Raw genomic sequence first — 24261 nt, forward strand, 5'->3', positions numbered from 1 at the left:
TGTCCGCGCTCCCCCGGGCGACGGTGTTGTCCGCCGGGTCCAGGTTGCGCTCGCTCCCCGAATCGGGGACCTGCTTGACCAGAACGACGATGTCCATCGTCAACCCACCTCTTCGCGATCAGGGGCGCGGGCCAGCGCCCGCCTGCTCCGATAGTGGAGGTTACCGCCGGGTAACGGCCCACCCGCCGGGGGTCTGGGTGACCTGGGTCACCCCACCCGGGAGGGGTTCAGCGCCCGGAGAAGGTGGCCTTGCCGGGCCCGTGCTCCAGGAACGAGCGCATGCCGGTCTGCTGGTCCTCGGTGTCGAACAGCTCGGCGAACAGCTGGCTCTCCAGGACCAGACCCTCGCGCAGCGGCCGGTCCAGGCCCTCGTCGATCGCCTTCTTGGCGGCGGCCAGCGCCAGCGGCGGCCCGGCGGCGAACTTGCGCGCCATGGCGACGGCGGTGTCGTACACCTCCGCGTCGGGGACGACGGCGTCGGCCAGCCCGAGCTCCAGGGCCTCCTCCGCGCCGACGTGCCGGCCGGTGAAGACCAGGTCCTTGGCCTTGGCCGGGCCGACCAGGCGGGCCAGCCGCTGGGTGCCCCCGGCACCGGGGATGATGCCGAGCAGGATCTCCGGCTGGCCGACCTTCGCGCCCGCGCCCATGATCCGGAAGTCTGCGCACAGGGCCAGCTCGTAGCCGCCGCCGAGCGCGTAGCCGGTGATGGCGGCGATGACCGGCTTGGGGATCTCCTGGACGGCGGTGAAGGAGTTCGTGAGCTCCCGGCCCCAGGCCACCATGCTGCGGCCGTCGAGCTGCGACATGGCCTTGATGTCCGCGCCGGCGGCGAAGACCCGCTCCCCGCCGTAGACGACGACGGCGCGCACGTCCTCACGCGTGCTGGCATCCAGCGCCGCGGCGCGCACCTCCAGGTGCAGCTGCTCGTTGATCGCGTTCATCTTCGGCCGGTCGAGGCGGATGGTCCCCACCCCGTCCTCGACCTGCAGCGTCACGAACTCGGGCTGTGCCACGGAGACCTCCTGGCGGTGGACGACGTCGTCGTCCGCACCCTAGTCAGCGGCCCGCCGCGAGCCTGCGAGTGGCGGGGGGACCGCGGCCCCTCTGCAGGGCCCCGCCGCGAGCCTGCGAGTGGTGGGGGGCAGAGGGGTCCTCTTTCAGGGGACGCCGACCGGCGGCAGGTACTGCAGCCGGCTGTCCTCCGGGATGCCGCGGTCGGGCGCCACGACGAGCTCGGCCGGCCCGCGGGCGGTTTCGAGCGCGTCGACCAGGTCGCCGCAGCGCTGCGTCGAGGGCACGCGGTACCCCGGCCCGGTGACCACCCAGACGGCCGACCCGTCGCCGGCGCGCTGCAGCACGTCGGCGGCGACGGCGGTCGACGGCGTGCCCGTCATGCGGGCCTCGTAGTCGGTCCAGTCGACCCGGTCGGCCGGGCGCAGGTCGGGGTAGACGACCAGGTACAGCCCCCGCTCCGGCGGGATCAGCCGCTCCACCGCGGGCCCCAGCTGGTCGGGGCAGAAGACGACGACGTCGCCGGGGGCCGCGTCGTCCAGCGCCCGCGCGATCTCCCCCGCCTGCGTGCGGGGCGTGGCGAGCTGGGGCAGCGCCGTGACCAGCCCGAGGCCGGCGAGCCCCACCAGCACGGCGGCGCGGACGGTGGTGCCCGGCAGGGCCGCCACGCCCAGGGCGGCCAGCGCCAGGAAGGCGGACACCGCGACGCTGGTGTAGCGGTCGTGGACCGCGGTGCCGGTCAGCCGGCTGACCTCGCCGGCCACCAGCAGCGTGCCCAGCGACAGGGCCAGCAGCACCAGGCGCGAGCGGCGCGGCCGCAGGGACAGCACCACCGTCCGCTCGCCCGGGCGGCGCGGGGCGGCCGCGGCGAGCAGGCCGACGGCGGCCACCAGCAGCAGCGCCGTCCCGAGGACGTGGGCGCGCACCTGGCCGCCGCCCTGCCATGCCTCCAGCGCCACGGGCAGCACGGCGAAGCCGGGCGAGGCGGCCCACGGCGTCCCGGTGTGCGCCAGCTGCACGAGGAACGAGAGCACCCAGGGGCTGAAGAGCAGCCCGCCGAGAGCCAGCCCGGCGAGCACTCGCAGTGCTACCCCGCGGCTGAACGGCAGCGCCGCGAGCGCGAGCACCCCGCTCACCGCGACGACGTGAAAGGCCCACACGTGCGTCAGCAGGAGCGCGCCGGTGACGGTGCCGAACGCGAGGACCGGCCCGGCGCCGGGGCGGCGCACCACGGCGGCGCCCGCGCCGATGCCGAGCACCGTCAGCAGCACCAGCAGCGCGTACATCCGCGTCTCACTGGCGTAGCGGATCAGGAAGGGCGAGGTCGCCAGGAGCACGACCAGCGCGACCGCCGTGCGGCGGCCGGCCAGCCGGCGGGCGACGTCCCAGGCCAGCGGCAGCGTCAGGACGCTGATGACCCCCGACAGCGCGCGCACCGCGGTGGCGCTGGTGCCGAACAGCGCCGTCCAGGCGTGGAGGAGCAGGTAGTACAGCGGCGGCGAGCCGTCCTCCTCCAGCGCGGCGAACAGCTCGGGCAGCGGCAGGCGGGCGATCGCGACGCTCTGCGCCTCGTCGAGCCAGAGCTCCGGCGGCGCGACGAAGCGGGCGACCACTCCGACGGCGACCAGGCCGCCGAGGAGGACCGACAGGACGGCGACCGGCCACGGCTGGCCGGCCCGCTCACCGAGGCGGGTCCACAGGCCGGGCCGGCGAGCCGGGCGGAGCGGTGCCGGGGAGGTGGGAGCGGCCTGCGCGCCGCCGAGCCTAGGCAGCACGCGTGGAACGGCGGGGCAGCCACCTGGGGGCCCCGGAGACGGCGGACCCGGCGGGCCCCGCTCCGACGTCGACGGTGGAGCCGGTCCCCGGCAGTGGCCTGCGCACGCGTCCTCCGAAGCTCTCCCGGTCTCCCGGGTCCTGGGCCGCCGCGCCCGTGGTTCCGGCACGGCGGGACGTCGATACCCCGGCGCTCCTGGATCGGAACCCGGGGTCAGCCCGTCGGGGCGGCCGCGCTGCCGCCCCCCGCAGTCTGACCGGACGCCGGGTCGGCGCGCCACAGCACCCCCAGGCCGGACGGCGAGGTCGCCACCTGTGTGTAGTGGGCCGACAGCTCTGCGGTGACCGCGCGGGTGCCCGCGGCCCGCCGCACGCCGGGGTGGGCGCGGTCCAGGCCGAGCACCACGACCGCGTCGAGGTCACCGCGCACCGCGGGCAGGTCGACCACCGGCGGGATGCGCTCGAGCCCGCGCAGCTGCGGGTCGACGTCCAGCCGCTGCCGCAGGTACGGCGGCCCGTCGAAGCGCACCTGGAAGTAGTCGTGCACCGCCTCGTAGTGGCCGAGGTCGACACCGCCGGCGCGGATGGCCAGCCGGCTGGACTCGTGGCGCAGCGGGTCGGGGAAGCCGGTGCCGGGCGAGATCACCGAGCGGTCGTACTGCAGGACGGCGATCGTCGAGCCCGGCGGGATGTGCTCGGCCAGCGCCAGCAGCTCAGCCACCTCGCCGGCCGCGGTGGACTGCGCGGGCAGCCGCGTGAACGCGGCGGCCGAGGCGGCGGCGACCAGGAGCACGGCCGCGGCGGCGCCGGCGCGCGGGCCCGGGGCGCGGGTGGCGGCCCACAGCACCAGCAGCAGCGGCGGGAACCAGGCCAGCCGGGCGGCGAGGAAGCCGAAGTCCTCGCCCAGCCGGTCCGGCGTCAGCCAGTAGACCGCCGTGACGCCGGCCAGCAGCAGCCCGAGCGCGATCCGCTCCGGTCCCAGCCCGGGACCCCCCGGCCACGCCCGCCGCAGCGCCGCGGCGGCGAGGACGGCGAGCACGACGACGGTGAGCAGCGCCGGCAGCAGCTCCGCGCCCCAGCCGGTGACGAACGGCCGCAGCCCGATCAGCAGCGCCCCGAGCCGCGCCCACGACGGCCCGACCTCGCCCTCGGCCGGCGGCCCCTCCCCCGTGGCGAGGTAGAGGGCGGTCAGCGCTGCCGACGGCAGGACGGCCAGCAGCACCGGGACGGCGTGCCGACCGAGCGCGGCGGGCACCGGCTGCCCGCCGCGGACGGCACCGGCGGCGCGCACCCCGGCCAGCGTCAGGGCGCTGCCGGCCGCGAACACCCACGGCAGCAGGTGCGCGGTCCAGGTCAGCACGAGCAGCCCGGCCAGGCCCGCTGCCGCGGGGACCGGCCACCCGTCCCGGCGGCGCAGCGCCAGCGCGAGGACCAGCAGCGCCCCGATCACCCCGAGCACGAAGTTGTAGAAGCCGTAGGTCACGAGGTGGCTCCCGGCGAGGGGCAGCGCCGCCGCGGCCAGCCACCACGCCCGCCGGTCGAGCGCCTGGACCGCGCAGGCCAGCGCGCCGACCAGCCCGAGCACGAGCCCGGCGACCAGCAGCGCCTCCGCGCCGTCCGGACCGGCCAGGGGCAGCAGGGCGGTCAGCAGCAGCGTGGCCAGCATGTTGGGCACCGGCGACAGGTCGGCGCGGTAGTGCTCGGCCAGCACCGCGCCGGTCGGGCCGTCGTCCCCGGAGTGCAGCAGCACCCAGGCGCCGGCCACGTGCGCCGGGCCGTCCTGGCTGAGCACCGTGGGGAACAGCACCAGCGGCAGCAGCTGGACGGCGACCCCGAGGGCCAGCGCGACGCCGGCCACGACCGCGGGCACCGACGGGCGGCGGAGCCGGCGGACCGGGGTGCCTGACGGCCCCGTCCTGGGCCCCTTGCGGAGGGTGGGGAGGACGGGGTCCTCCATCAGGCCGCCCGGCGGGCGGTCCAGCGCCCGTCGGCGCGCTGCACCCGCAGCGCCAGCCCGAAGGTCTCCGACAGCGCCTCCTGGGTGACCACCTGCTCCAGCGGCCCGGCCGTCACCACCTCCCCGCCGCGCAGCAGCAGCGCGTGCGTGTAGCCCGGCGGGATCTCCTCGACGTGGTGGGTCACCAGCACCTGTGCCGGGGCGTACGCGTACCGGGCGAGGTCGGTCAGCCGGCTGACCAGGTCCTCGCGGCCGCCGAGGTCCAGGCCCGCGCCCGGCTCGTCGAGCAGCAGCAGCTCCGGGTCGGGCATGAGCGCGCGGGCGATCTGCACCCGCTTGCGCTCGCCCTCGCTCAGCGTGCCGAACGGGCGGTGCGCCATCGGGGTCACGCCCCACTGCTGCATGAGCATCGCCGCGCGGGTGAGGTCGTGGACGTCGTAGCGCTCCCGCCAGCGGCCGACCACCGCGTACCCGGCGGAGAGGACGACGTCGCCGGTGCGCTCACCGGGCTCGATCCGCTGGGCCAGCGCGGCGCTGGTCAGCCCGATCCGCGGCCGCAGCTCGAAGACGTCGACCGCGCCGAGGGTCTCCCCGAGCAGCGTGACCACGCCGCGGGTCGGGTGCAGCTGCGCCGCGGCCAGCTGCAGCAGCGTCGTCTTGCCCGCGCCGTTGGGACCGAGGACCACCCAGCGCTGGTCGGCCTCGACCGTCCAGTCGACGCCGCGCAGCAGGTGGGTCTGCCCCCGGACGACGTCCACACCCTGGATCTCGACGACCGGATCGCTCGACACGTGCCCATCCAACCAACCCGGACCGCACCCGCGCCGCTGCGACCCCGAGCGGGCCGGGGCTGACAGGATCGCCGACGTGCGCAGCAGTCCGGACGAGTACGAGGTGTGGCCCGGTCGATCCGCCCCGCTGGGGGCCCACTGGGACGGCACCGGCACCAACTTCGCGCTGTGGTCGGCCGGGGCGCACGCGGTCGACCTGTGCCTGTTCGACGAGGACGGCACCGAGCACCGGCACCGGCTGCGGGAGAACACCCACCAGGTCTGGCACGGCCGGCTGCCCGGCGTCGGCCCCGGCCAGCGCTACGGCTACCGGGTGCACGGCGGCTGGGACCCCAGCTCCGGGCAGCGGTACAACCCGGCCAAGCTGCTGCTGGACCCCTACGCCCGCGCGGTCGACGGCGCGCAGTCGCTGCACCCGGCGCTGTTCGGCTTCCGGTACGAGGGCGGCGAGGGCCCCGACCCGCGCGACTCCGCGCCGTACGTGCCGCGCGGGGTCGTCGTCCGCGACTCCTTCCCGTGGGACGGCGACCGCTCCCCCGCGACCCCCTGGTCGGACACGGTCATCTACGAGGTGCACGTCAAGGGCGCGACCATCCGCCACCCCGACGTCCCCCCGGCGCTGCGCGGCACCTACGCCGGGCTGGCCCACCCCGCCTTCGTCGAGCACCTGCAGGCCCTCGGCGTGACCGCCGTCGAGCTGCTGCCGGTGCACCACTTCGTCAGCGAGCCGCACCTGCCGCGCCGCGGGCTGACCAACTACTGGGGCTACAACACGCTGGGCTACTTTGCCCCGCACGCCGCCTACAGCTCCGCAGGGACGGCCGGGCAGCAGGTCACCGAGTTCAAGGCGATGGTCAAGACGCTGCACGCCGCGGGCATCGAGGTGGTCCTCGACGTCGTCTACAACCACACCGCCGAGGGCGACCACACCGGCCCGACGCTGTCGTTCAAGGGCATCGACAACGGCGGCTACTACCGGCTGCGCGAGGGCGACCCCTCCCGCTACCAGGACTACACCGGGTGCGGGAACACCCTCGACGTCCGCCGTCCCCAGGTGCTGGCGCTGCTCATGGACTCGCTGCGCTACTGGGTCACCGAGATGCACGTCGACGGCTTCCGCTTCGACCTCGCCGCGGCGCTGGCCCGCTCGCTGCACGACGTCGACCGGCTCTCGGCGTTCTTCGACGTCGTCCACCAGGACCCGGTGGTCAGCCAGGTCAAGCTGATCGCCGAGCCGTGGGACGTCGGCCCCGGCGGCTACCAGGTGGGCAACTTCCCGCCGCTGTGGACCGAGTGGAACGGCCGCTACCGCGACACCGTCCGCGACGTGTGGTCCGGCGCCCGCGTCGGGGTGCGCGACCTGGCCTACCGGCTGACCGGCTCGTCGGACCTCTACCGCTCCGACGGCCGGCGCCCCTTCGCCAGCGTGAACTTCGTGACCGCCCACGACGGGTTCACCCTCGCCGACCTGGTCACCTACGAGCACAAGCGCAACGAGGCCAACGGCGAGGACAACCGGGACGGCGAGAGCCACAACCGGAACTGGAACTGCGGCGTCGAGGGCCCGACCGACGACCCGGAGGTCACCGCGCTGCGGGCCCGCCAGGTGCGCAACCACCTGGCCACGCTGCTGCTGTCGACCGGCGTCCCGATGCTCACCGCCGGTGACGAGCTCGGCCGCACCCAGGGCGGCAACAACAACGCCTACTGCCAGGACAACGAGATCTCCTGGCTGGACTGGGCCGACGTCGACGAGGACCTGCGGGCCTTCGTCGCGCGCCTGCTGCGGCTGCGCCGGGAGTCGCCGGTGCTGCGGCAGGAGGCCTTCTTCGAGGGCCACGAGCTCGCCGACACCGGCGGCACCCGCGACCTGGCCTGGTTCGCCCCGGGCGGAGCGCAGCTGGACACCCGCGACTGGTTCGACAACGACCTGCAGACGGTCGGCATGTACTTCGACGGCCGCGGGATCCGGCACCGCGACGAGCGCGGCCGGCCGGTGCAGGACGACTCCTACCTGGTGCAGCTGCACGCCGGCGCCGAGCCGGTCGCCGTGCACCTGCCCGGCGCCCCGTGGGCCGACGGCTACGAGTTCGTCGTCTCCACCGAGTGGGCCACCGGAGCGCCCCCGCGTCCGACCGTGGTCGCGCCCGGCCCGATCGAGGTGCCGGCCCGCTGCGTCTGGCTGCTGCGAGTGCTCCGGAGGCCGTGACGCACCGCGGCCAGGGGCATTGCCGGAGTTCCTCGTGCCTCGCGGGTGCTGCAGCCCTGGCAGAGCGCGAGGAACGCCGGCAATGGCCGGCCTGGTCGACTCCCGCGAGACGCAGAGAGCCCCGGTCCGCGCGGACCGGGGCTCTCGTCTGCTCAGCTCAGTCGGGCTGCTGCTCGAAGGTGATGACCGTCCAGCCCAGCAGCAGCCGGTCGCCGTCGGAGAGCGGGTGGGCGACACCGGGCTCGAGCTGGGTCCACTCCGTGGCCTCGGGGCCGGCGACGTGGGTGCCGTTGAGCGAGCCGAGGTCGACCAGCGAGACCTCGCGGCCGTTGCGCTGGATGGCGGCGTGCGCCGAGGAGAGCACGTTCTGGGTGTCGGCGATCGGCACCGGCCGCGCCGAGCCCGCGGTGACCAGCTCGTGGTTGTCCGGACGGCGGCCGAGCACGAGGTCCTCGTCGACGGTCACGACCAGGCCGTCGTCGAAGCGCAGCACCGGCGCGGGCGCGGCCTCGGGCTTCCAGAAGGCGGTCGCCTCGCCGTCCTCCTCCTGCGGCCGCGAGGGGGCGGCCGTCGCGCCGAAACCCGAGGAGTCGGCGCTGCCGAAGCCGGCGTCGGAGCCCGCGGTGAACGACGGCGCCTGGGCCTGCGGGGCGGCGGCGGACGACGGGTGCGCCACCGCGGCCAGCTGCAGCATCGCGCCCGAACCGGGGACGGTGCCCTCGACCAGGTCGTAGGCGACCCCCGGAGGCATGGTGGGCACCGGCTGGCCGGGGCCGACGTAGAGGGTCTGGCCGAGCTGGAAGCCGCTGGCGAGGGTGCAGCCGTCGACCGACGAGCCCGACACCGGGACGCCGTCCACCGCCGGCTGGCCCTTGCCGCACCACAGCGCGACCCCGGTGCCCGAGCCCCCCGCGGTGTCGACGAGGACCAGCGCGAAGGACGCCGAGCCGCCGCCGAGCGCGGAGACCTGACCGGCGACCGCCCCGAGCACGCGCTCCGCGCCGGGACCGGACACCCCCAGGCACGCGTGCAGCGCGGCGACCAGGGCCGGCGAGCCGGGGGCGTCGACCCACAGCAGGCCGCCTCCGCGTCGAGCGACGACGGAGTCGCCTGGCAGGACTTCACAGCGGTCGGGCATGGCGTCCAGCCTAGAGGCGACTCACCCGACTGGGTGAGTCGCTCCTCCCCGCCACGCCGGGCAGGTCGCACCGGCCGGAGACCGGTGCGACCCGCGTGGCGGGTGGGGAGGACGGGTTCCGCTGCTACGCGGTGGCGACGACGCCCAGCTCGGCGGGGTCGGCCAGGTGCTCCGAGTGCGGCAGCACGCGCACCGTGTACCCGAAGGCGCCGGTGCGCTCCAGCGGCAGGGTGGCGGTGAACCAGTGCCGCGACCCCTCGGTGTGCTCGTGCGTCATCGGCCGCGTGGTGAGCTCGTGCAGGCCGTCGGCGTCGTCCACCCGCCCGTAGGCAGCCTGCACCTCGACGTCGGACGGCGTGAGCCCGGGCAGCTCGACCTCCGCCCGCAGCTTGAGGGTCGAGCCGATCTCCGGGGTGTCGCCGGCGCCGGTGGCCTCGACGTGCGCGACCCGCACGGTGCCCCAGTGGTCGAGCAGCCGCGCGCGCCAGCCGGCCTCGGTGCGGGCCACGCCGTAGCCGGACTCCGCCATCGCCCGGGACGATCGGGCCGCCGGCACGTACAGCTGCTGCACGTAGTCGCGCACCATCCGGGTGGCCAGCACCTTCGGGCCGGTCTCGCGCAGCGTGTGCCGCACCATCTCGACCCAGCGACCGGGGACGCCGTGCCGGTCGGTCTCGTAGAAGCGCGGGACCACCTGGGTGCTGAGCAGCTCGTAGATGGCCCGCGCCTCGATGTCGTCGCGGCGCTCGGGGTCGGCGACCCCGTCGGCGGTGGGGATCGCCCAGCCGTTCTGGCCGTCGAACCACTCGTCCCACCAGCCGTCGCGGATGGAGAGGTTCAGGCCACCGTTGAGGGCGGCCTTCATGCCGGAGGTGCCGCACGCCTCCAGCGGGCGCAGCGGGTTGTTCAGCCAGACGTCGCAGCCCCAATACAGGTAGCGGGCCATGCCGATGTCGTAGCCGGGCAGGAAGGCGATCCGGTGCCGGATCTCCGGGTCGTCGGCGAACTTCACCATCTGCTGGATCAGCTGCTTGCCGCCGTCGTCGGCCGGGTGGCTCTTGCCGGCGATGACCAGCTGGACCGGGCGCTCGGGGTCCAGCAGCAGGGCCCGCAGCCGCTCGGGGTCGCGCAGCATGAGGGTGAGCCGCTTGTACGAGGGCACCCGGCGGGCGAAGCCGATGGTGAGGACGTCGGGGTCGAAGGCGCTGTCGGTCCAGCCCACCTCGGACTCCGCGGCGCCGCGGGAGAGCGCGGTCTCGCGCAGCCGCCGGCGCACCTCCTCGACCAGCCGCGAGCGCAGCGCCCGGCGCGTGCTCCACAGGACGTCGGAGGGGATCCGGTCCACGCCGTCGAAGTGCACCGGGCCGGGAGCCGCGACCGGGTTCCCCTGGCTGGAGGACTGGGTGCCCATCTCGACCAGCTCCCGGGCGGTCCAGGTGGGCGCGTGCACGCCGTTGGTGATGGAGCTGATCGGCACGTCGGACTCGTCGAAGCCCGGCCACAGGCCGCGGAACATCGAGCGGCTCACGTGCCCGTGCAGCCGGCTGACGCCGTTGGCGCGCTGGCCCAGCCGCAGGCCCATGTGCGCCATGTTGAACTTCGCCGGGTCCTCCTCGGCGCCCAGCGGGATGAGCTGGTCCAGGGGGACGCCGAAGCCGGCGAAGTAGCGCTCGATCAGCGCCCGCGGGAAGCGGTCGATGCCGGCCGGCACCGGCGTGTGGGTGGTGAAGACCGTGCCGGAGCGCACCGCCTGCAGCGCCTCGGGGAACGACAGCCCGTGCGACTCGGTGAGCTCGCGGATCCGCTCGATGCCGAGGAAGCCCGCGTGCCCCTCGTTGGCGTGGTAGACCTCCGGCGCCGGCGTCCCGGTGAGCTGGCAGTACGCCCGCAGCGCCCGGACGCCGCCGATGCCCAGCAGCATCTCCTGGCGCAGCCGGTGGTCCTCGTCGCCGCCGTAGAGCCGGTCGGTGACCAGGCGCTCGGCCGGCGCGTTCTCCTCGATGTCGCTGTCGAGCAGCAGCAGCGAGACCCGGCCCACCTGCGCCCGCCACACGTGCGCGAACAGGGTGCGCCCCTCGGGCAGGGGCACGTTGATGACGACGGCGGTGCCGTCGGGCTGGCGCAGCAGCTTCAGCGGCAGACCGTGCGGGTCCAGCGACGGGTAGTGCTCCAGCTGCCAGCCGTCGGCCGACAGGCCCTGCTCGAAGTAGCCGGCCCGGTACAGCAGCCCGACGCCGACCAGCGGGACGCCGAGGTCGGAGGCGGCCTTGAGGTGGTCACCGGCGAGGATGCCCAGGCCGCCGGAGTACTGCGGCAGCACCTCGGTGATGCCGAACTCCGCGGAGAAGTAGGCCACCGTCTCCGGCGCCCCCTCGCCCAGCGACTGGTACCAGTGCGGGGCGGACAGGTACTCCTCGAGGTCGTCGACGACGTCCTGCAGCCGGCGCACGAAGCGGCGGTCCCGGGCCAGGGTGGCCAGCCGCTCGGCGGAGACCTCGCCCAGCACCTTCACCGGGTCGCCGTTGCAGGTCCGCCACAGCTCCGGGTCGAGGGCCTCGAAGAGGTCCCGGGTCTCGGCGTGCCAGGACCACCGGAGGTTGGTGACCAGCTGGGACAGCGGCATCAGCTCCTCGGGGAGCGAGGCCCGGACGGTGAACCGGCGGAGAGCACGCACGGGCCGAGACTATCCACGGACCGGGCTCCCAGCCGCCACAGCGGCGCAGCGCCCGAAGCGCCAGGATGAGCCATGGCCAGCCGACGCCCCGGTCACCCTCCCGTCCCACCAGTCGCCCACCGCGAACGCCAGGCGACGGCGGCCGATGTGCTCACCCGACGCGCCCTCGATAGCGTGGCCGGGATGACTGGCCGCGCTGACCTCCGCCTCGGCATCACCGATGTCGCCCCCGTCGTGTCCTGCGGCGCGTTCTCCGCGCGCGCCGTGGTCGGCGAGCACCTGCCGATCACCGCCACCGTCTTCCGCGAGGGCCACGACGCCGTCGCCGCGGACGTCGTGTGGACGGCCCCGGACGGCACCCGGGGACCGTTCAACCGCATGGAGCGCTTCGGCGACCAGCCCGACCGGTGGCTGACCACCGTCGTCCCCGACCGCGAGGGCCGGTGGACCTGCCGGGTGGAGGCCTGGAGCGACCCGCTGTCGACCTGGCATCACGCCGTCGAGGTGAAGATGGCGGCCGGGCAGGGCGCCGAGGAGCTCGCCAACGACCTGGAGGAGGGCGCCCGGCTGCTCGACCGGGTGGCCGCCGAGGCCGACGACGACTGGCGCGAGCGGGTGACCGAGGCCGCCGCCGCGCTGCGCGACACTTCCTGCGAGCTGCCGGCCCGGGTCGCCCCCGCCCTGGCCGAGGCGCTGCAGCGCTACCTGCACGACCACCCCGTGCGCGAGCTGGTCACGCCCGGCCCGGAGTACGAGGTGTGGGTCGACCGCCCCCGGGCGCTGTTCGGCTCCTGGTACGAGTTCTTCCCCCGCTCCACCGGCCCGGTGGTCGACGGCCGGCCGACCCACGGCACGTTCGCGACCTCGGCCGAGCGGCTGCCCGCGATCGCCGACATGGGCTTCGACGTCGTCTACCTGCCGCCGATCCACCCGATCGGCACGGTCAACCGCAAGGGCCCGAACTCCGCGCAGTACCCCGGTGGCAACCCCCACGAGGTCGCGCCGGACGACCCGGGGTCGCCGTGGGCCATCGGCAGCGCCGAGGGCGGGCACGACGCCGTCCACCCGCAGCTCGGCACGATGGAGGACTTCCGCGCCTTCGTCGAGCGCACCCGTGAGCTCGGCATGGAGGTGGCGCTGGACTTCGCGCTGCAGGCCGCGCCCGACCACCCCTGGGTCAAGGAGCGCCCGGAGTGGTTCACCACGAAGCCCGACGGCACGATCGCCTACGCGGAGAACCCGCCGAAGAAGTACCAGGACATCTACCCGATCAACTTCGACAACGACCCCGAGGGCATCTACGCCGAGTGCCTGCGGGTGATCCGGGTGTGGATGGACGCCGGGGTGCGGGTCTTCCGCGTCGACAACCCGCACACCAAGCCGCTGAACTTCTGGCACTGGCTGATCTGGACGGTCAAGGAGACCGACCCGGACGTGCTCTTCCTCGCCGAGGCGTTCACCCGGCCGGCGATGATGCACCAGCTCGCCCGCATCGGGTACACGCAGTCCTACACGTACTTCACCTGGCGCACCGAGCGCGGGGAGCTCGAGGAGTACGGCCGCGAGCTGGCCGCCAACTGCCACTACATGCGGCCGAACTTCTTCGTGAACACCCCGGACATCCTGCACGCGTCGCTGCAGCTCGGCGGCCCGCCGATGTTCAAGATCCGCGCCGCCCTGGCGGCGATGATGAGCCCGACGTGGGGCGTCTACTCAGGCTACGACCTCTTCGAGCACGTCGCGGTGCGCCCCGGCAGCGAGGAGTACCTCGACAGCGAGAAGTACCAGCTGCGGCCGCGGGACTGGGCTGCCGCGGAGTCCTCCGGGCGCAGCCTCGCGCCCTACCTGCGCCGGCTCAACGAGATCCGCCGCGCCCACCCGGCCCTGCAGCAGCTGCGCACGCTGCGGTTCCACTCCGTGGACAACCCGAACCTCATCTGCTTCTCCAAGACCGACCCCGGCTCGCAGGACGCCGTCCTGGTGGTGGTGAACCTCTCCAGCCACCACACCCAGATCGGGACGACGTCCCTGGACCTGCCGGCGCTCGGCCTGGACTGGTACGAGCGGTTCACCGTGACCGACGAGCTGACCGGCGACAGCTGGAACTGGGGCCAGTTCAACTACGTCGAGCTCGACCCCTACCGGGAGCCGGCGCACGTCTTCTCGATCACCTACCCCCGGCAGGTCCAGGTACCGCCGCCGGTGGCGTGACCGCCTCCTCCCCCGCTCCCCCCTGCAGAACCGAGGGCGACCACCTGCGATGACCGTTCCTGTCCCCGACTCCACCACCGGCCGCGCCGAGGCCCGGTCCCACAGCGTGCCGTCGGCGCTACCGGCCCCCGGCACCGACCCCGAGTGGTACAAGCGCGCCGTCTTCTACGAGGTGCTCGTCCGCGGCTTCGCCGACAGCAACGCCGACGGCATCGGCGACCTCCGCGGCATGATCGACAAGCTGGACTACCTGCAGTGGCTCGGCGTCGACTGCCTGTGGCTGCCGCCGTTCTTCGCCTCCCCGCTGCGGGACGGCGGCTACGACGTCAGCGACTACACCGCGGTGCTGCCCGAGTTCGGCGACATCGAGGACTTCACCGAGTTCCTCGCCGCCGCCCACGCGCGCGGTATGCGCGTGATCATCGACTTCGTCATGAACCACACCTCGGACCAGCACCCCTGGTTCCAGGCGAGCCGCAGCGATCCCGAGGGGCCGTACGGCGACTTCTACGTGTGGGCCGACGACGACACCGGCTACCCCGACGCGCGGATCATCTTCGTCGACACCGAGTCGTCGAACTGGACCTTCGACCCGGTGCGCAAGCAGTACTTCTGGCACCGGTTCTTCTCCCACCAGCCCGACCTCAACTTCGAGAACCCGCGGGTGCAGGAGGCGATCATCGACGCCCTGCGCTTCTGGCTGGACCTGGGCGTCGACGGTTTCCGCCTCGACGCCGTGCCCTACCTCTTCGAGGAGGAGGGCACCAACGGCGAGAACCTGCCGCGGACCCACGAGTTGCTCAAGCACGTCCGCAAGGTGGTCGACACCGACTACCCCGACCGGGTGCTCCTGTGCGAGGCCAACCAGTGGCCGGCCGACGTCGTCGAGTACTTCGGCGAGGACGGCGACGAGTGCCAGATGGCCTTCCACTTCCCGGTGATGCCGCGCCTGTTCATGGCCGTCCGGCGGGAGCAGCGCTTCCCGATCTCGGAGATCATGGCCCAGACGCCGGACATCCCGGACAACTGCCAGTGGGGCATCTTCCTGCGCAACCACGACGAGCTGACCCTCGAGATGGTCACCGACGAGGAGCGCGACTACATGTGGGCGGAGTACGCCAAGGACCCCCGCATGAAGGCCAACATCGGCATCCGCCGCCGGCTGGCGCCGCTGCTGGACAACGACATGGACACCCTCGAGCTGTTCAACGCGCTGCTGCTGTCGCTGCCCGGCTCGCCGGTCCTCTACTACGGCGATGAGATCGCCATGGGCGACAACATCTGGCTCGGTGACCGCGACGGCGTCCGCACCCCGATGCAGTGGACGCCGGACCGCAACGGCGGCTTCTCCACCGCCGACCCGCAGCGGATGTACCTGCCGCTCAACGCCGACCCGGTGTACGGCTACCAGGTCACCAACGTCGAGTCGCAGCTGCGCAACACCAACTCGATGCTGCACTGGCTGCGGCAGATGATCCACGTCCGCAAGCAGCACCCGACCTTCGGTCTGGGTACCTTCGCCGAGATCGGCTCGCGCAACCCGACGGTGCTGTCCTTCGTCCGCGAGTTCGGCGACGACCTGGTGCTCTGCGTCAACAACCTCTCCCGGTTCCCGCAGCCGGTGGAGCTGGACCTGCGCCGCTTCGAGGGCTACACCCCCATCGAGCTGACCGGCCGGGTGGAGTTCCCGCAAATCGGCGTCCTGCCCTACATGCTCACGCTCGCCGGCCACGGCTTCTACTGGTTCGAGCTGGCCAAGCCGGCCGAGCCGGTCGAGGAGCCGGCCGAGACCGACGACACCGCCGTCGCCGACGCCCTGCTGGCCGCAGGCCTCGTCGGCACCGGGGAGGAACCGCCCGCGGGCGGCACCGCCGACACGGGAGGACCCCGATGAACGTCCTGACCGGACTGCTCCAGGAGTGGATGCCGTCCCAGCGCTGGTTCGGCAGCAAGGGACGGGAGTGGGCCGAGGTCGCGGAGGAGAGCTTCTTCCTCGACCGGTCCCACCCCGTGCTCTCGATCCACCGGGTGACGGTCACCTACACCGACGGCGCCACCGAGACCTACCTGGTACCGCTGTCCTGGCGCGACCACCCGGTGGAGGAGCTGGCCGCGGCCCTCATCGGGACCGTCCCGCACGAGAACGGCGAGAACTACGCCTACGACGCGATGCGCGACCGCGAGGCGACCGCCACCTGGCTCACCCACCTCGCCGAGGGGGCGACGGTCGGGCCGATGCGGTTCGTCCCGGGCGAGGGGGCGGAGATCCCTGTCGGGCTCCCCGGCGACATCGTCTCCACCGAGCAGAGCAACACCTCGCTGGTGTACGGCCAGGAGGCCATCCTCAAGCTGTTCCGCCGGCTCGAGCCCGGCCTGAACCCGGACGTCGAGATCCACAGCGCCCTGCGCCGGACCGACAACCCGCACATCGCGCCGCTGCTCGGCCACGCCGAGATCGACCACGACCGGGACGCCGACACCCCTCCGGCCACGGCGTTCATGGTGCAGACCTTCGTGCCCAACGCCAGTGACGGGTGGCGGCTGGCCACCGCGAGCGTGCGGGACCTCTACGCCGAGGGCGACCTGCACGCCGACGAGGTGGGCGGGGACTTCGCCGCCGACAGCGAGCGGCTGGGCGCCGCGACCGCCTCCGTGCACGCCGACATGGCCCAGGTGCTGCCGACCGAGCAGGCCGACCCGGCCTGGTTCGGCACGGTGGCCCGGCAGATGAACGAGCGGCTCGACGCCGCCATCGAGGTCGTGCCCCAGCTGGCCGAGCACGCCGACGGGCTGCGGGCGGTCTACGCGGCGGTCGCCGAGAGCCCCGAGCCCGTCGTCCGCCAGCGGGTCCACGGCGACCTGCACCTGGGTCAGGTGCTGCGCACCGCCACCGGGTGGATCGTGCTCGACTTCGAGGGCGAGCCCGCCCGGCCGCTGGCCTCGCGGCGCGAGCTGGACAGCCCGATGCGGGACGTCGCCGGCATGCTGCGCAGCTTCGACTACGCCGCCCGGCACATGCTCGTCGAGCAGCCGGGTGATCAACAACGCGCTTACCGCGCCCAGGAGTGGGCAGAGCGCAACCGCAGCGCCTTCTGCGCGGGCTACGCGGCCGCGAGCGGGACGGACGCGTGTGGCAACAGCCCGTTGCTCCGCGCGTTCGAGGCGGACAAGGCCGTCTACGAGTGCGTCTACGAGGCGCGCAACCGCCCGCACTGGCTGATGATCCCGCTGCAGTCGCTGTCCCGGCTCACGGCCGCGGACTGACGCGCGCGGCACGACCACCGACACACGGGCACCGAAGAGGACGGCGAGCGATGACATCCCCGGACGAGACCGAACGCACCACCGACGCCCCCACGGCCGACGGGCGCCAGCCCGCCACGCGCGAGGAGCTCCAGGCCGTCGTCGAGGAGAGGACCGCCGCGGCAGAGGCGGCCGAGAGCGAACCGATCGTCAACGCCGCCCCGGCGCGCGAGCGGGCCGCGGCGAAGAAGGCGCCGGCGGGCAAGAAGGCCGCACCCGCGAAGAAGGCCACCGCCGCTGACGGCACGGCGGCGAAGAAGACGACCGCCCGCAAGACCGCCGCGAAGAAGACGGCGGCGGCGGACGGCGAGGCTCCCGCCGCGAAGGCGACCAAGCGCGCGCCCCGCAAGAAGACCGCCCCGCAGGGCGACGTCGTCGCCGAGCAGGGCGGCACCGCCACGCCCGTGGTGTCCCCGGCGCCGATCGCCGAGCCGGGCAGCCCGAGCGGCGCACCGGCCGGTCAGCCCGAGCCGCCGGACCCGGACCCCGCGGAGCCGAACACCCCGCAGGCGCCGGACGAGGACGGCGGCACGTCCCCGGCCGAGAACCCGCCGGCGGAGGCCCCGCCTGCCGAGAACCCACCCGCCGAGGACCGGCCCGCCGAGGACGCCGCGACCGGCACCGGGTCGGAGGTGGCGGCGGCGACCGTCCCCGAGGGGCAGGAACCCGCCGAGGAGTGCCTGGCCCAGCAGGAGGCGCCCGCCGAGATCGGCGAGGAGCAGCTGCGCGCCGTCGTCGAGGGGTGGTCCTACGCCCCGCACACCGTGCTCGGCGCGCACCCCGCCCGCGAAGGCTGGGTGGTCCGCACCCTGCGCCCCGACGCGGTCGCGGCGACCATCGTCGACGAGGACGGCTCCCGGTACGACACCCGGCAGCTGCACGCCGCCGGCGTCTTCGAGGCCCACCTGCCGAAGCAGCCCGGTGACTACCGGGTCGAGGTGGCCTACGGCGACGGCCAGGGCGGCACCAACACCTTCGTCGTCGACGACCCCTACCGCTGGCTGCCCACCGTCGGCGAGCTCGACCAGCACCTCATCCGCGAGGGGCGGCACGAGCGGCTGTGGGAGGTGCTCGGCTCGCACGTGCGGCGCTACGACACCCCGCGCGGCCAGGTGGAGGGCGTCTCCTTCGCGGTCTGGGCGCCCAACGCCCAGGGCGTGCGGGTGACCGGCGACTTCGACTACTGGGAGGCCCGCGCCTACCCGATGCGCTCGCTGGGGTCCTCCGGCGTGTGGGAGGTCTTCATCCCCGGCGTCCCGGTGGGCACGAAGTACCGCTACCACGTGCTCGGCCGCGACGGCGTCTGGCGGCACAAGTCCGACCCGCTGGCCTTCGAGACCGAGGTCCCGCCGCTCAACGCCTCGATCGTCACCGAGTCCCGGCACGAGTGGGCCGACGACGAGTGGCTGGCCGAGCGGGCCCGCGGGGGCTGGCACGAGCGGCCGATGAGCGTCTACGAGGTGCACGCCGGCTCCTGGCGGCAGGGCCTGTCCTACCGCGAGCTGGCCGACGAGCTGGTCGACTACGTCGTCGAGCACGGCTTCACCCACATCGAGTTCATGCCGCTGGCCGAGCACCCCTTCGGCGGCTCGTGGGGCTACCAGGTCACCTCGTACTACGCGCCGACCTCGCGCTTCGGCAGCCCCGACGACCTGCGCTACCTCATCGACCGGGCGCACCAGGCCGGCATCGGCGTCATCGTCGACTGGGTGCCCGCGCACTTCCCCAAGGACGACTGGGCGCTGGCCCGCTTCGACGGCACACCGCTGTACGAGCACGGCGACCCGCGCCGGGGCGAGCAGCTGGACTGGGGCACGTACGTCTTCGATTTCGGCCGTTCCGAGGTCCGCAACTTCCTCGTCGCCAACGCGCTGTACTGGTGCGAGGAGTTCCACGTCGACGGCATCCGCGTCGACGCGGTCGCCTCGATGCTCTACCTCGACTACTCGCGCGACGAGTGGGTGCCCAACGTGCACGGCGGGCGGGAGAACCTCGAGGCCATGGCGTTCCTGCAGGAGATGAACGCCACCGTCTACCGCGAGGTCCCCGGCGTGGTGACCATCGCCGAGGAGTCGACGGCCTGGCCCGGCGTCACCCGGCCCACCCACCTCGGCGGCCTGGGCTTCGGCTTCAAGTGGAACATGGGCTGGATGCACGACTCGCTGGCGTACATCTCCAAGGCGCCGGTGCACCGCAGCTACCACCACGGCCAGCTGACGTTCTCGATGGTCTACGCCTACTCCGAGAACTACGTGCTGCCGATCAGCCACGACGAGGTCGTCTACGGCAAGGGCTCGCTGCTGCGGAAGATGCCCGGCGACCGGTGGCAGCAGCTGGCCAACCTGCGCGCCTACCTGGCCTACATGTGGGCCCACCCCGGCAAGCAGCTGCTGTTCATGGGCTCGGAGTTCGGCCAGGACGCCGAGTGGGCCGAGAGCCGGTCGCTGGACTGGTGGCACCTCGACGACCCCGCGCACCGCGGCGTCCTGCAGCTGGTCACCGACCTCAACGCCCGCTACAAGGAGACCGCCGCGCTGTGGTCCCTGGACGTCGACCCGGCCGGCTTCCAGTGGATCGACGCGAACGACGCCTCGGGCAACGTGCTGTCCTTCCTCCGCTACGGGCGCCCGGCGACCGCCGGGGACGGTGCGGACGGCGGCGGCGCGGAGGTCCCGGCGCTGGCCTGTGTCGCAAACTTCTCCGACAACCCGTACCACGGCTACCGCGTCGGCCTGCCGCGGCCGGGCACGTGGCGCGAGGTGCTCAACACCGACGCCGAGGGCTACGGCGGCTCGGGGGCCGGCAACATGGGCGGCGTCGAGGCCGTCGAGGAGCCGTGGCACGGCCAGCCGTACTCCGCGACCCTCGCCGTCCCGCCGCTGGGCACCGTCTGGTTCGTGCACGAGGGCTGAAGCAGGACCACCTCCCCCCACGCCTCGTAGAAGGACCCCGTCCTCCCCACCCTTCGCAGGCTCCGGGCGGGGCCCGGGACGGGGCCAGCGGGCCCCTGAGAGGTGGCCGTTCCAGCGACTCACCGGGCTCGGGGCGGTGCCCTGGACGAGGCCGCCGGCCGGGCGGCGGCGCTCCGGGAGCGACGGCGTCGCCGCGATGGGACGATCCGAGGGACATGCCTGACTCCTCCCCGCGCCGCGCGGTTCTGGTCCTGCTCGCCACGGCCGCGCTGCTGCTGGTGTCCGGCTGCTCGGTCGCCGTCGTCGGCCGCCCCAGTGCCGCCCAGCCCCCGGCCTCCGACATCCCCTCCGCCGAGCTGCAGGTCGTCGGCGCCACCGACGGCCCGATCGACGTCCTGGCGCGCAACGCCCTGGCCGACCTCGAGGGCTACTGGGCCCAGCAGTTCCCCGACGTGTTCGGGCAGGACTTCGTGCCGTTGGAGGGCGGCTACTTCAGCGTCGACCCGAACGACGTCGACCCGGGCGAGTTCCCCAGGGGCATCGGCTGCGGCTCGGACCCGCGCGACGTCGAGGGCAACGCCTTCTACTGCCAGGCCCCGGACGCGCCGAACTCCGACTCGATCAGCTACGACCGCGCCTTCCTGCAGGAACTCGCCGAGCAGTACGGCCGGTTCATCCCCGCGCTGGTGATGGCGCACGAGTTCGGCCACGCGGTGCAGGGCCAGGTCGGCTACCCCGACTACTCCATCTCGGTGGAGACCCAGGCCGACTGCTTCGCCGGCGCCTGGACGGCGTGGGTGGCCGACGGGCAGAGCGAGCACACGCAGATCCGCGCCCCGGAACTCGACGAGGTGCTGCGCGGCTACCTGCTGCTGCGCGACCCCGTGGGCACCAGCATCAACACCGAGGCCGCGCACGGGTCCTACTTCGACCGCATCTCGGCGTTCCAGGAGGGCTTCCAGGCCGGCCCGACCGCCTGCCGCGACAACTTCTCCGCCCAGCGCCCCTACACCCAGGGCGCCTTCTCCACCCCGGACGAGGCCGCCACCGGCGGGAACGCGCCCTTCGGCGAGGCGCAGCAGATCGCGGCCGAGGCCCTCCCGGAGTTCTGGGGTCTCGCCTTCGACCAGGTCTTCGGCGAGCCGTTCACCCCGCCGCAGCTCGAGCCGTTCGAGGGCAGCCCGCCGAACTGCGCCGCCGACGACCTGGACCTGGTGTTCTGCGCCGACGAAGACCTCGTCGGCTACGACGTCGAAGACCTCGTCGGTCCGGCCTACGAGGAGCTCGGCGGCGCCGACTACGCCGTCATCACCGCCGCGTCGCTGCCCTACGCGCTGGCCGCACGCGACCAGCTGGGGCTGTCCACCGACGACGAGGACGCCATCCGGTCCTCCATCTGCCTCACCGGCTGGTTCTCGTCGGCCTTCTTCGACGACGAGCTGCAGGCCGCCGACATCTCCCCCGGCGACATCGACGAGGCGGCGCAGTTCCTGCTCACCTACGGCACCGACCCGTCGGTGGTGCCCGAGGTCTCGCTGACCGGCTTCCAGCTGGTGGACCTCTTCCGCAGCGGCTTCTTCGAGGGCGCCGCCGCCTGCGACGTCGGGGTCTGAGGCCCCCTGCAGGGTCCCGCCGCGAGCGTGCGAGCGGTGGGGGGCAGGGGGTCCTTTTCAGTACAGCGCGAGGGTGAGCTGCCGGCGGGCCGCGGCGACCCGCGGGTCCTGGTCACCGACGACGCCGAAGAGCTCCACGAGGTGCTGGCGCGCCTGGTCACGGTCGTCCCCGGCGGTCCGGCGGACGACGTCGAGCAGCCGCTCGAAGGCGCCCTCGACGTCCCCGGTGCCGAGCAGGAAGTCCGCGGCCCGCGCCTGCGCGGCGACGTCGTCCGGTGCGGCGTCGGCGGCGGCCAGCGCGTCCGGGCCGGCCTCGTCGGCGCGGCGGAACAGCTGCACCTGGCGCAGCGCCAGACCGGCGACCGGGTGGTCGGGCTCGGCGTCGAGGATCGCCTGGTAGGCGGCTTCGGCCGCGGTCAGGTCACCGCGCTCGAGCGCGGCCTCGGCGGCGTCCAGACGGGGGTCCTCGGCCTCGGCGGGCGCCTCCTCGCCGGTGCCCGGGATCGCGCCGCCGGTGGTGGCGCGCACCAGCTCGGTGACGAACTGCCGCGCCTGCTCCTCCGGGATCGCACCGGTGAACTCGGCGACCAGCTGGCCCTGCCAGACCGCCTTGACCGCGGGGATGCCCTGGACCCGCAGGCCCTGGGCGAGCGCGGGGTTGGCGTCGACGTCCACCTTGGCCAGCACCCAGGAGCCGCCGCCCTCAGCGGCCAGCCGCTCGAGGACCGGGGAGAGCTGCTTGCACGGCCCGCACCACTCGGCCCAGAGGTCCAGCACGACCGGCACCTGGAAGGAGCGGTCGAGCACCTCCGCCTGGAAGGTCTCCTCGGTGACGTCGACAACCGCGGCCCCCGGCGCGCCGGCCGGGGCGGCGGCGGTGGGCGGCGGCGCCGCCTGGGCCCGAGCCGCGGCCTCGGAGCGGGCCTTCACGGCGGCGAGGTCGACCGCGCCGGCGAGGGAGGCGGCCAGCTGGGCCTGCTGGGCCTGCGCGCGCGGGTCGGGGCGTCCGGGACGGGTCGGCTGCATGACCTCGATCATCCCACCGCCGCCGAGACGGTGTCGGGGGGGCGTTCAGCCGGCCGCGGTCCCGTCGTCCGCCATGTCGCCGGCGCCCCGCCGCACCCGCTCGAGGATGGCGAACAGCGTGTCCAGCTCCTCGTCGGGGACGTCGCCGAGACCGAAGTCCAGCGCGGTCAGCGCGGCGGTCGCCTCCTCGACGACGGCGCGGCCGCGGTCGGTGATCGTCGCGAGGACGCCGCGCCCGTCGGCGGGGTTGGGACGCCGGTCGACGTAGCCGGCGGCGACCAGCCGGTCGATGGCGTTCGTGACGCTGGTCGGGTGCACCATCAGCCGGCTGCCGATGACCTTCAGCGGCAGCTCGCCGGTGCGGCTGAAGGTGAGCAGCACCAGCACCTCGTAGCGCGCGAACGTCAGCGCGTGCGGCCGCAGCGCCTCGTCGAAGCGGGCGAGCAGGATCTGCTGCACCCGGAACACCGACGTCGCGGCCCGCATCGCGGCGGCCGCGCCGAAGCGCTGCTCCCAGGACTCCCCGGCGCGCGCGATGGGATCGAACGGCAACCCCAGCGGACGGACCATGGCCCCAGAGGCTACGGGTGCCGGGTCACCGACCACCGAGATGCGCCCTGTGGCGGTCTCCCCGGCCGGAGAGCAGCCCTCAGCCGCATCTCGACGCGGGCCTGTGGACGGCGGGCACGCGGACCAGCCCGGTGCGGCAGGGTCCCCCGGTGGCCCGTCCCCCATCCTCGCCTCTCCCATTGCGTGGTCGTGTCTTCTGCGGCTCCTCCGTCGTCCGGGAGGGGTTGCTCACCCGGGCCCAGCTGAGGAGCTCGGCCTGGCGGCGGCTGTACCCCGACGTCTACGCCTGCGCGGGCCTCGAGGTCACCCACGCCGTCCGGGCCCTGGCGGTCACGCGTCTCCTGCTGCCCGGTGCGGTCGCCAGCGGGCGCAGCGCCGCAGCTCTCTGGGGCATCGACGAGGGGGCACCGGAGGACGATGTCGAGGTCACCGTCCCGTCGGCCTGCCGCCGCGGCGACGTGCCCGGCGTCCGCGTGAGCCGGCGGGCACTGCCGGCCGACGACGTGACCCGCACACGCGGCGTGCCGGTGACCACCCCACTGCGCACGGCACTGGACCTGGCCCGGGCCCTGCCGCCCGTGGACGCCGTCGTCGCCCTCGACGCCCTGCTGCGGACCGGGCTGGTCCGGCTCACCGACGTGCGGAGCGCCGCCGCTGCCGCGACCGGCCGGGGCTGCCGCCGGGCCCGGGACGCCGCAGCACGCGCGGACGGTCTCGCCGAGTCGCCGCAGGAGACGCGGCTGCGGCTGCTGCTGCACGCGTCACCGCTGCCGCTCCCGCTCGCTCAGCACACTGTCCGCGACGCCGAGGGCCGCTTCGTCGCGCGGGTCGACTTCGCCTGGCCCGGGGCCCGCCTCGCCGTCGAGTACGAGGGCGCCTGGCACGGGGAGCCGCAGAACGTCGTCCGGGACCGGGCCCGCCTCAACCGATTGACCGCGGCCGGTTGGCGGGTCGTGTTCGTGACAGCGGCAGATCTTCGCCGACCGGCGCAGCTCCTGACGCGCATCGCCGCTGCACTGGCCGCGTCGAGATCCGCCTGAGTGCTGGCTCAGCGGCGTACGTAGCAGCTACCA

The 24261-nt window shown here is 74.1% G+C and carries 15 protein-coding genes; 7 read left to right on the plus strand and 8 right to left on the minus strand.

Going from position 1 to position 24261, the window contains the following annotated elements:
- Window positions 1-227: 227 nt before the first annotated feature.
- The 4 genes from CNO22_RS09850 to CNO22_RS09865 all read right to left on the minus strand — a co-directional run bounded on the left by CNO22_RS09850 (window position 228) and on the right by CNO22_RS09865 (window position 5532).
- Window positions 228-1013 carry an enoyl-CoA hydratase/isomerase family protein gene (locus tag CNO22_RS09850; RefSeq protein WP_100499201.1) on the minus strand — a complete coding sequence of 262 codons (786 nt, stop codon included), beginning with the start codon at window positions 1011-1013 and terminating at the stop codon, window positions 228-230.
- A gap of 144 nt (window positions 1014-1157) precedes the next feature.
- Complete coding sequence (locus CNO22_RS09855) at window positions 1158-2786, minus strand: glycosyltransferase family 39 protein (RefSeq protein WP_157936877.1); 1629 nt, start codon at window positions 2784-2786, stop codon at window positions 1158-1160.
- A gap of 212 nt (window positions 2787-2998) precedes the next feature.
- Window positions 2999-4654, minus strand: coding sequence for a hypothetical protein (locus CNO22_RS09860; RefSeq protein ID WP_157936878.1), 1656 nt, complete (start codon window positions 4652-4654; stop codon window positions 2999-3001).
- A gap of 86 nt (window positions 4655-4740) precedes the next feature.
- Complete coding sequence (locus tag CNO22_RS09865; protein ID WP_232806928.1) at window positions 4741-5532, minus strand: ABC transporter ATP-binding protein; 792 nt, start codon at window positions 5530-5532, stop codon at window positions 4741-4743.
- A 76-nt stretch (window positions 5533-5608) separates the two neighbouring features.
- Here CNO22_RS09865 and glgX point away from each other — a divergent pair, with 76 nt between their 5' ends.
- Window positions 5609-7741 carry a glycogen debranching protein GlgX gene (gene glgX / locus CNO22_RS09870; protein WP_100499205.1) on the plus strand — a complete coding sequence of 711 codons (2133 nt, stop codon included), beginning with the start codon at window positions 5609-5611 and terminating at the stop codon, window positions 7739-7741.
- Window positions 7742-7898: 157 nt separating this feature from the next.
- Here glgX and CNO22_RS09875 read toward each other — a convergent pair whose 3' ends face one another.
- The gene (locus tag CNO22_RS09875) at window positions 7899-8879 is read right to left on the minus strand and encodes an FHA domain-containing protein (protein ID WP_100499206.1); all 981 of its coding nucleotides are present in this window, start codon (window positions 8877-8879) and stop codon (window positions 7899-7901) included.
- Between the two features lie 124 nt (window positions 8880-9003).
- A complete protein-coding gene (glgP, locus tag CNO22_RS09880) occupies window positions 9004-11553 on the minus strand; it encodes an alpha-glucan family phosphorylase (RefSeq protein ID WP_100499207.1) in 2550 nt (849 codons plus the stop codon).
- Between the two features lie 183 nt (window positions 11554-11736).
- Here glgP and CNO22_RS09885 point away from each other — a divergent pair, with 183 nt between their 5' ends.
- From CNO22_RS09885 to CNO22_RS09905, 5 genes are all read left to right on the plus strand, one after another.
- Complete coding sequence (locus CNO22_RS09885) at window positions 11737-13764, plus strand: alpha-1,4-glucan--maltose-1-phosphate maltosyltransferase (RefSeq protein ID WP_100499208.1); 2028 nt, start codon at window positions 11737-11739, stop codon at window positions 13762-13764.
- 49 nt (window positions 13765-13813) lie between these two features.
- Window positions 13814-15658: a maltose alpha-D-glucosyltransferase gene (treS, locus tag CNO22_RS09890; protein ID WP_100499209.1), complete on the plus strand. Its 1845-nt coding sequence runs from the start codon at window positions 13814-13816 to the stop codon at window positions 15656-15658.
- Window positions 15655-17028, plus strand: coding sequence for a maltokinase N-terminal cap-like domain-containing protein (locus CNO22_RS09895; protein WP_100499210.1), 1374 nt, complete (start codon window positions 15655-15657; stop codon window positions 17026-17028). The genes treS and CNO22_RS09895 overlap by 4 nt, the downstream gene beginning before the upstream one ends.
- Window positions 17029-17078: 50 nt before the next feature.
- Entirely contained in the window at window positions 17079-19979 is a 2901-nt protein-coding gene (gene glgB, locus CNO22_RS09900) for a 1,4-alpha-glucan branching protein GlgB (protein ID WP_100499211.1), read from the plus strand.
- A gap of 215 nt (window positions 19980-20194) precedes the next feature.
- A complete protein-coding gene (locus CNO22_RS09905; RefSeq protein WP_100499212.1) occupies window positions 20195-21592 on the plus strand; it encodes a neutral zinc metallopeptidase in 1398 nt (465 codons plus the stop codon).
- Window positions 21593-21649: 57 nt separating this feature from the next.
- On the opposite strand, the gene CNO22_RS09910 is transcribed toward CNO22_RS09905, so the two are convergent.
- Both CNO22_RS09910 and CNO22_RS09915 read right to left on the minus strand, forming a co-directional pair.
- Window positions 21650-22618, minus strand: a complete 969-nt coding sequence (locus tag CNO22_RS09910; protein ID WP_100499220.1) for a tetratricopeptide repeat protein — start codon at window positions 22616-22618, stop codon at window positions 21650-21652.
- A 45-nt stretch (window positions 22619-22663) separates the two neighbouring features.
- Window positions 22664-23188, minus strand: coding sequence for a MarR family winged helix-turn-helix transcriptional regulator (locus CNO22_RS09915; protein ID WP_100499213.1), 525 nt, complete (start codon window positions 23186-23188; stop codon window positions 22664-22666).
- 179 nt (window positions 23189-23367) lie between these two features.
- Between CNO22_RS09915 and CNO22_RS09920 the strand changes: the two genes are divergently transcribed.
- Window positions 23368-24228 (plus strand): endonuclease domain-containing protein, encoded by an 861-nt coding sequence (locus tag CNO22_RS09920; protein WP_232806929.1) that lies wholly within the window; start codon window positions 23368-23370, stop codon window positions 24226-24228.
- The last annotated feature ends 33 nt before the right edge of the window (window positions 24229-24261 follow it).

It is taken from the genome of Geodermatophilus chilensis, assembly GCF_002802985.1.
Classification (GTDB): Bacteria; Actinomycetota; Actinomycetes; order Mycobacteriales; family Geodermatophilaceae; genus Geodermatophilus; species Geodermatophilus chilensis.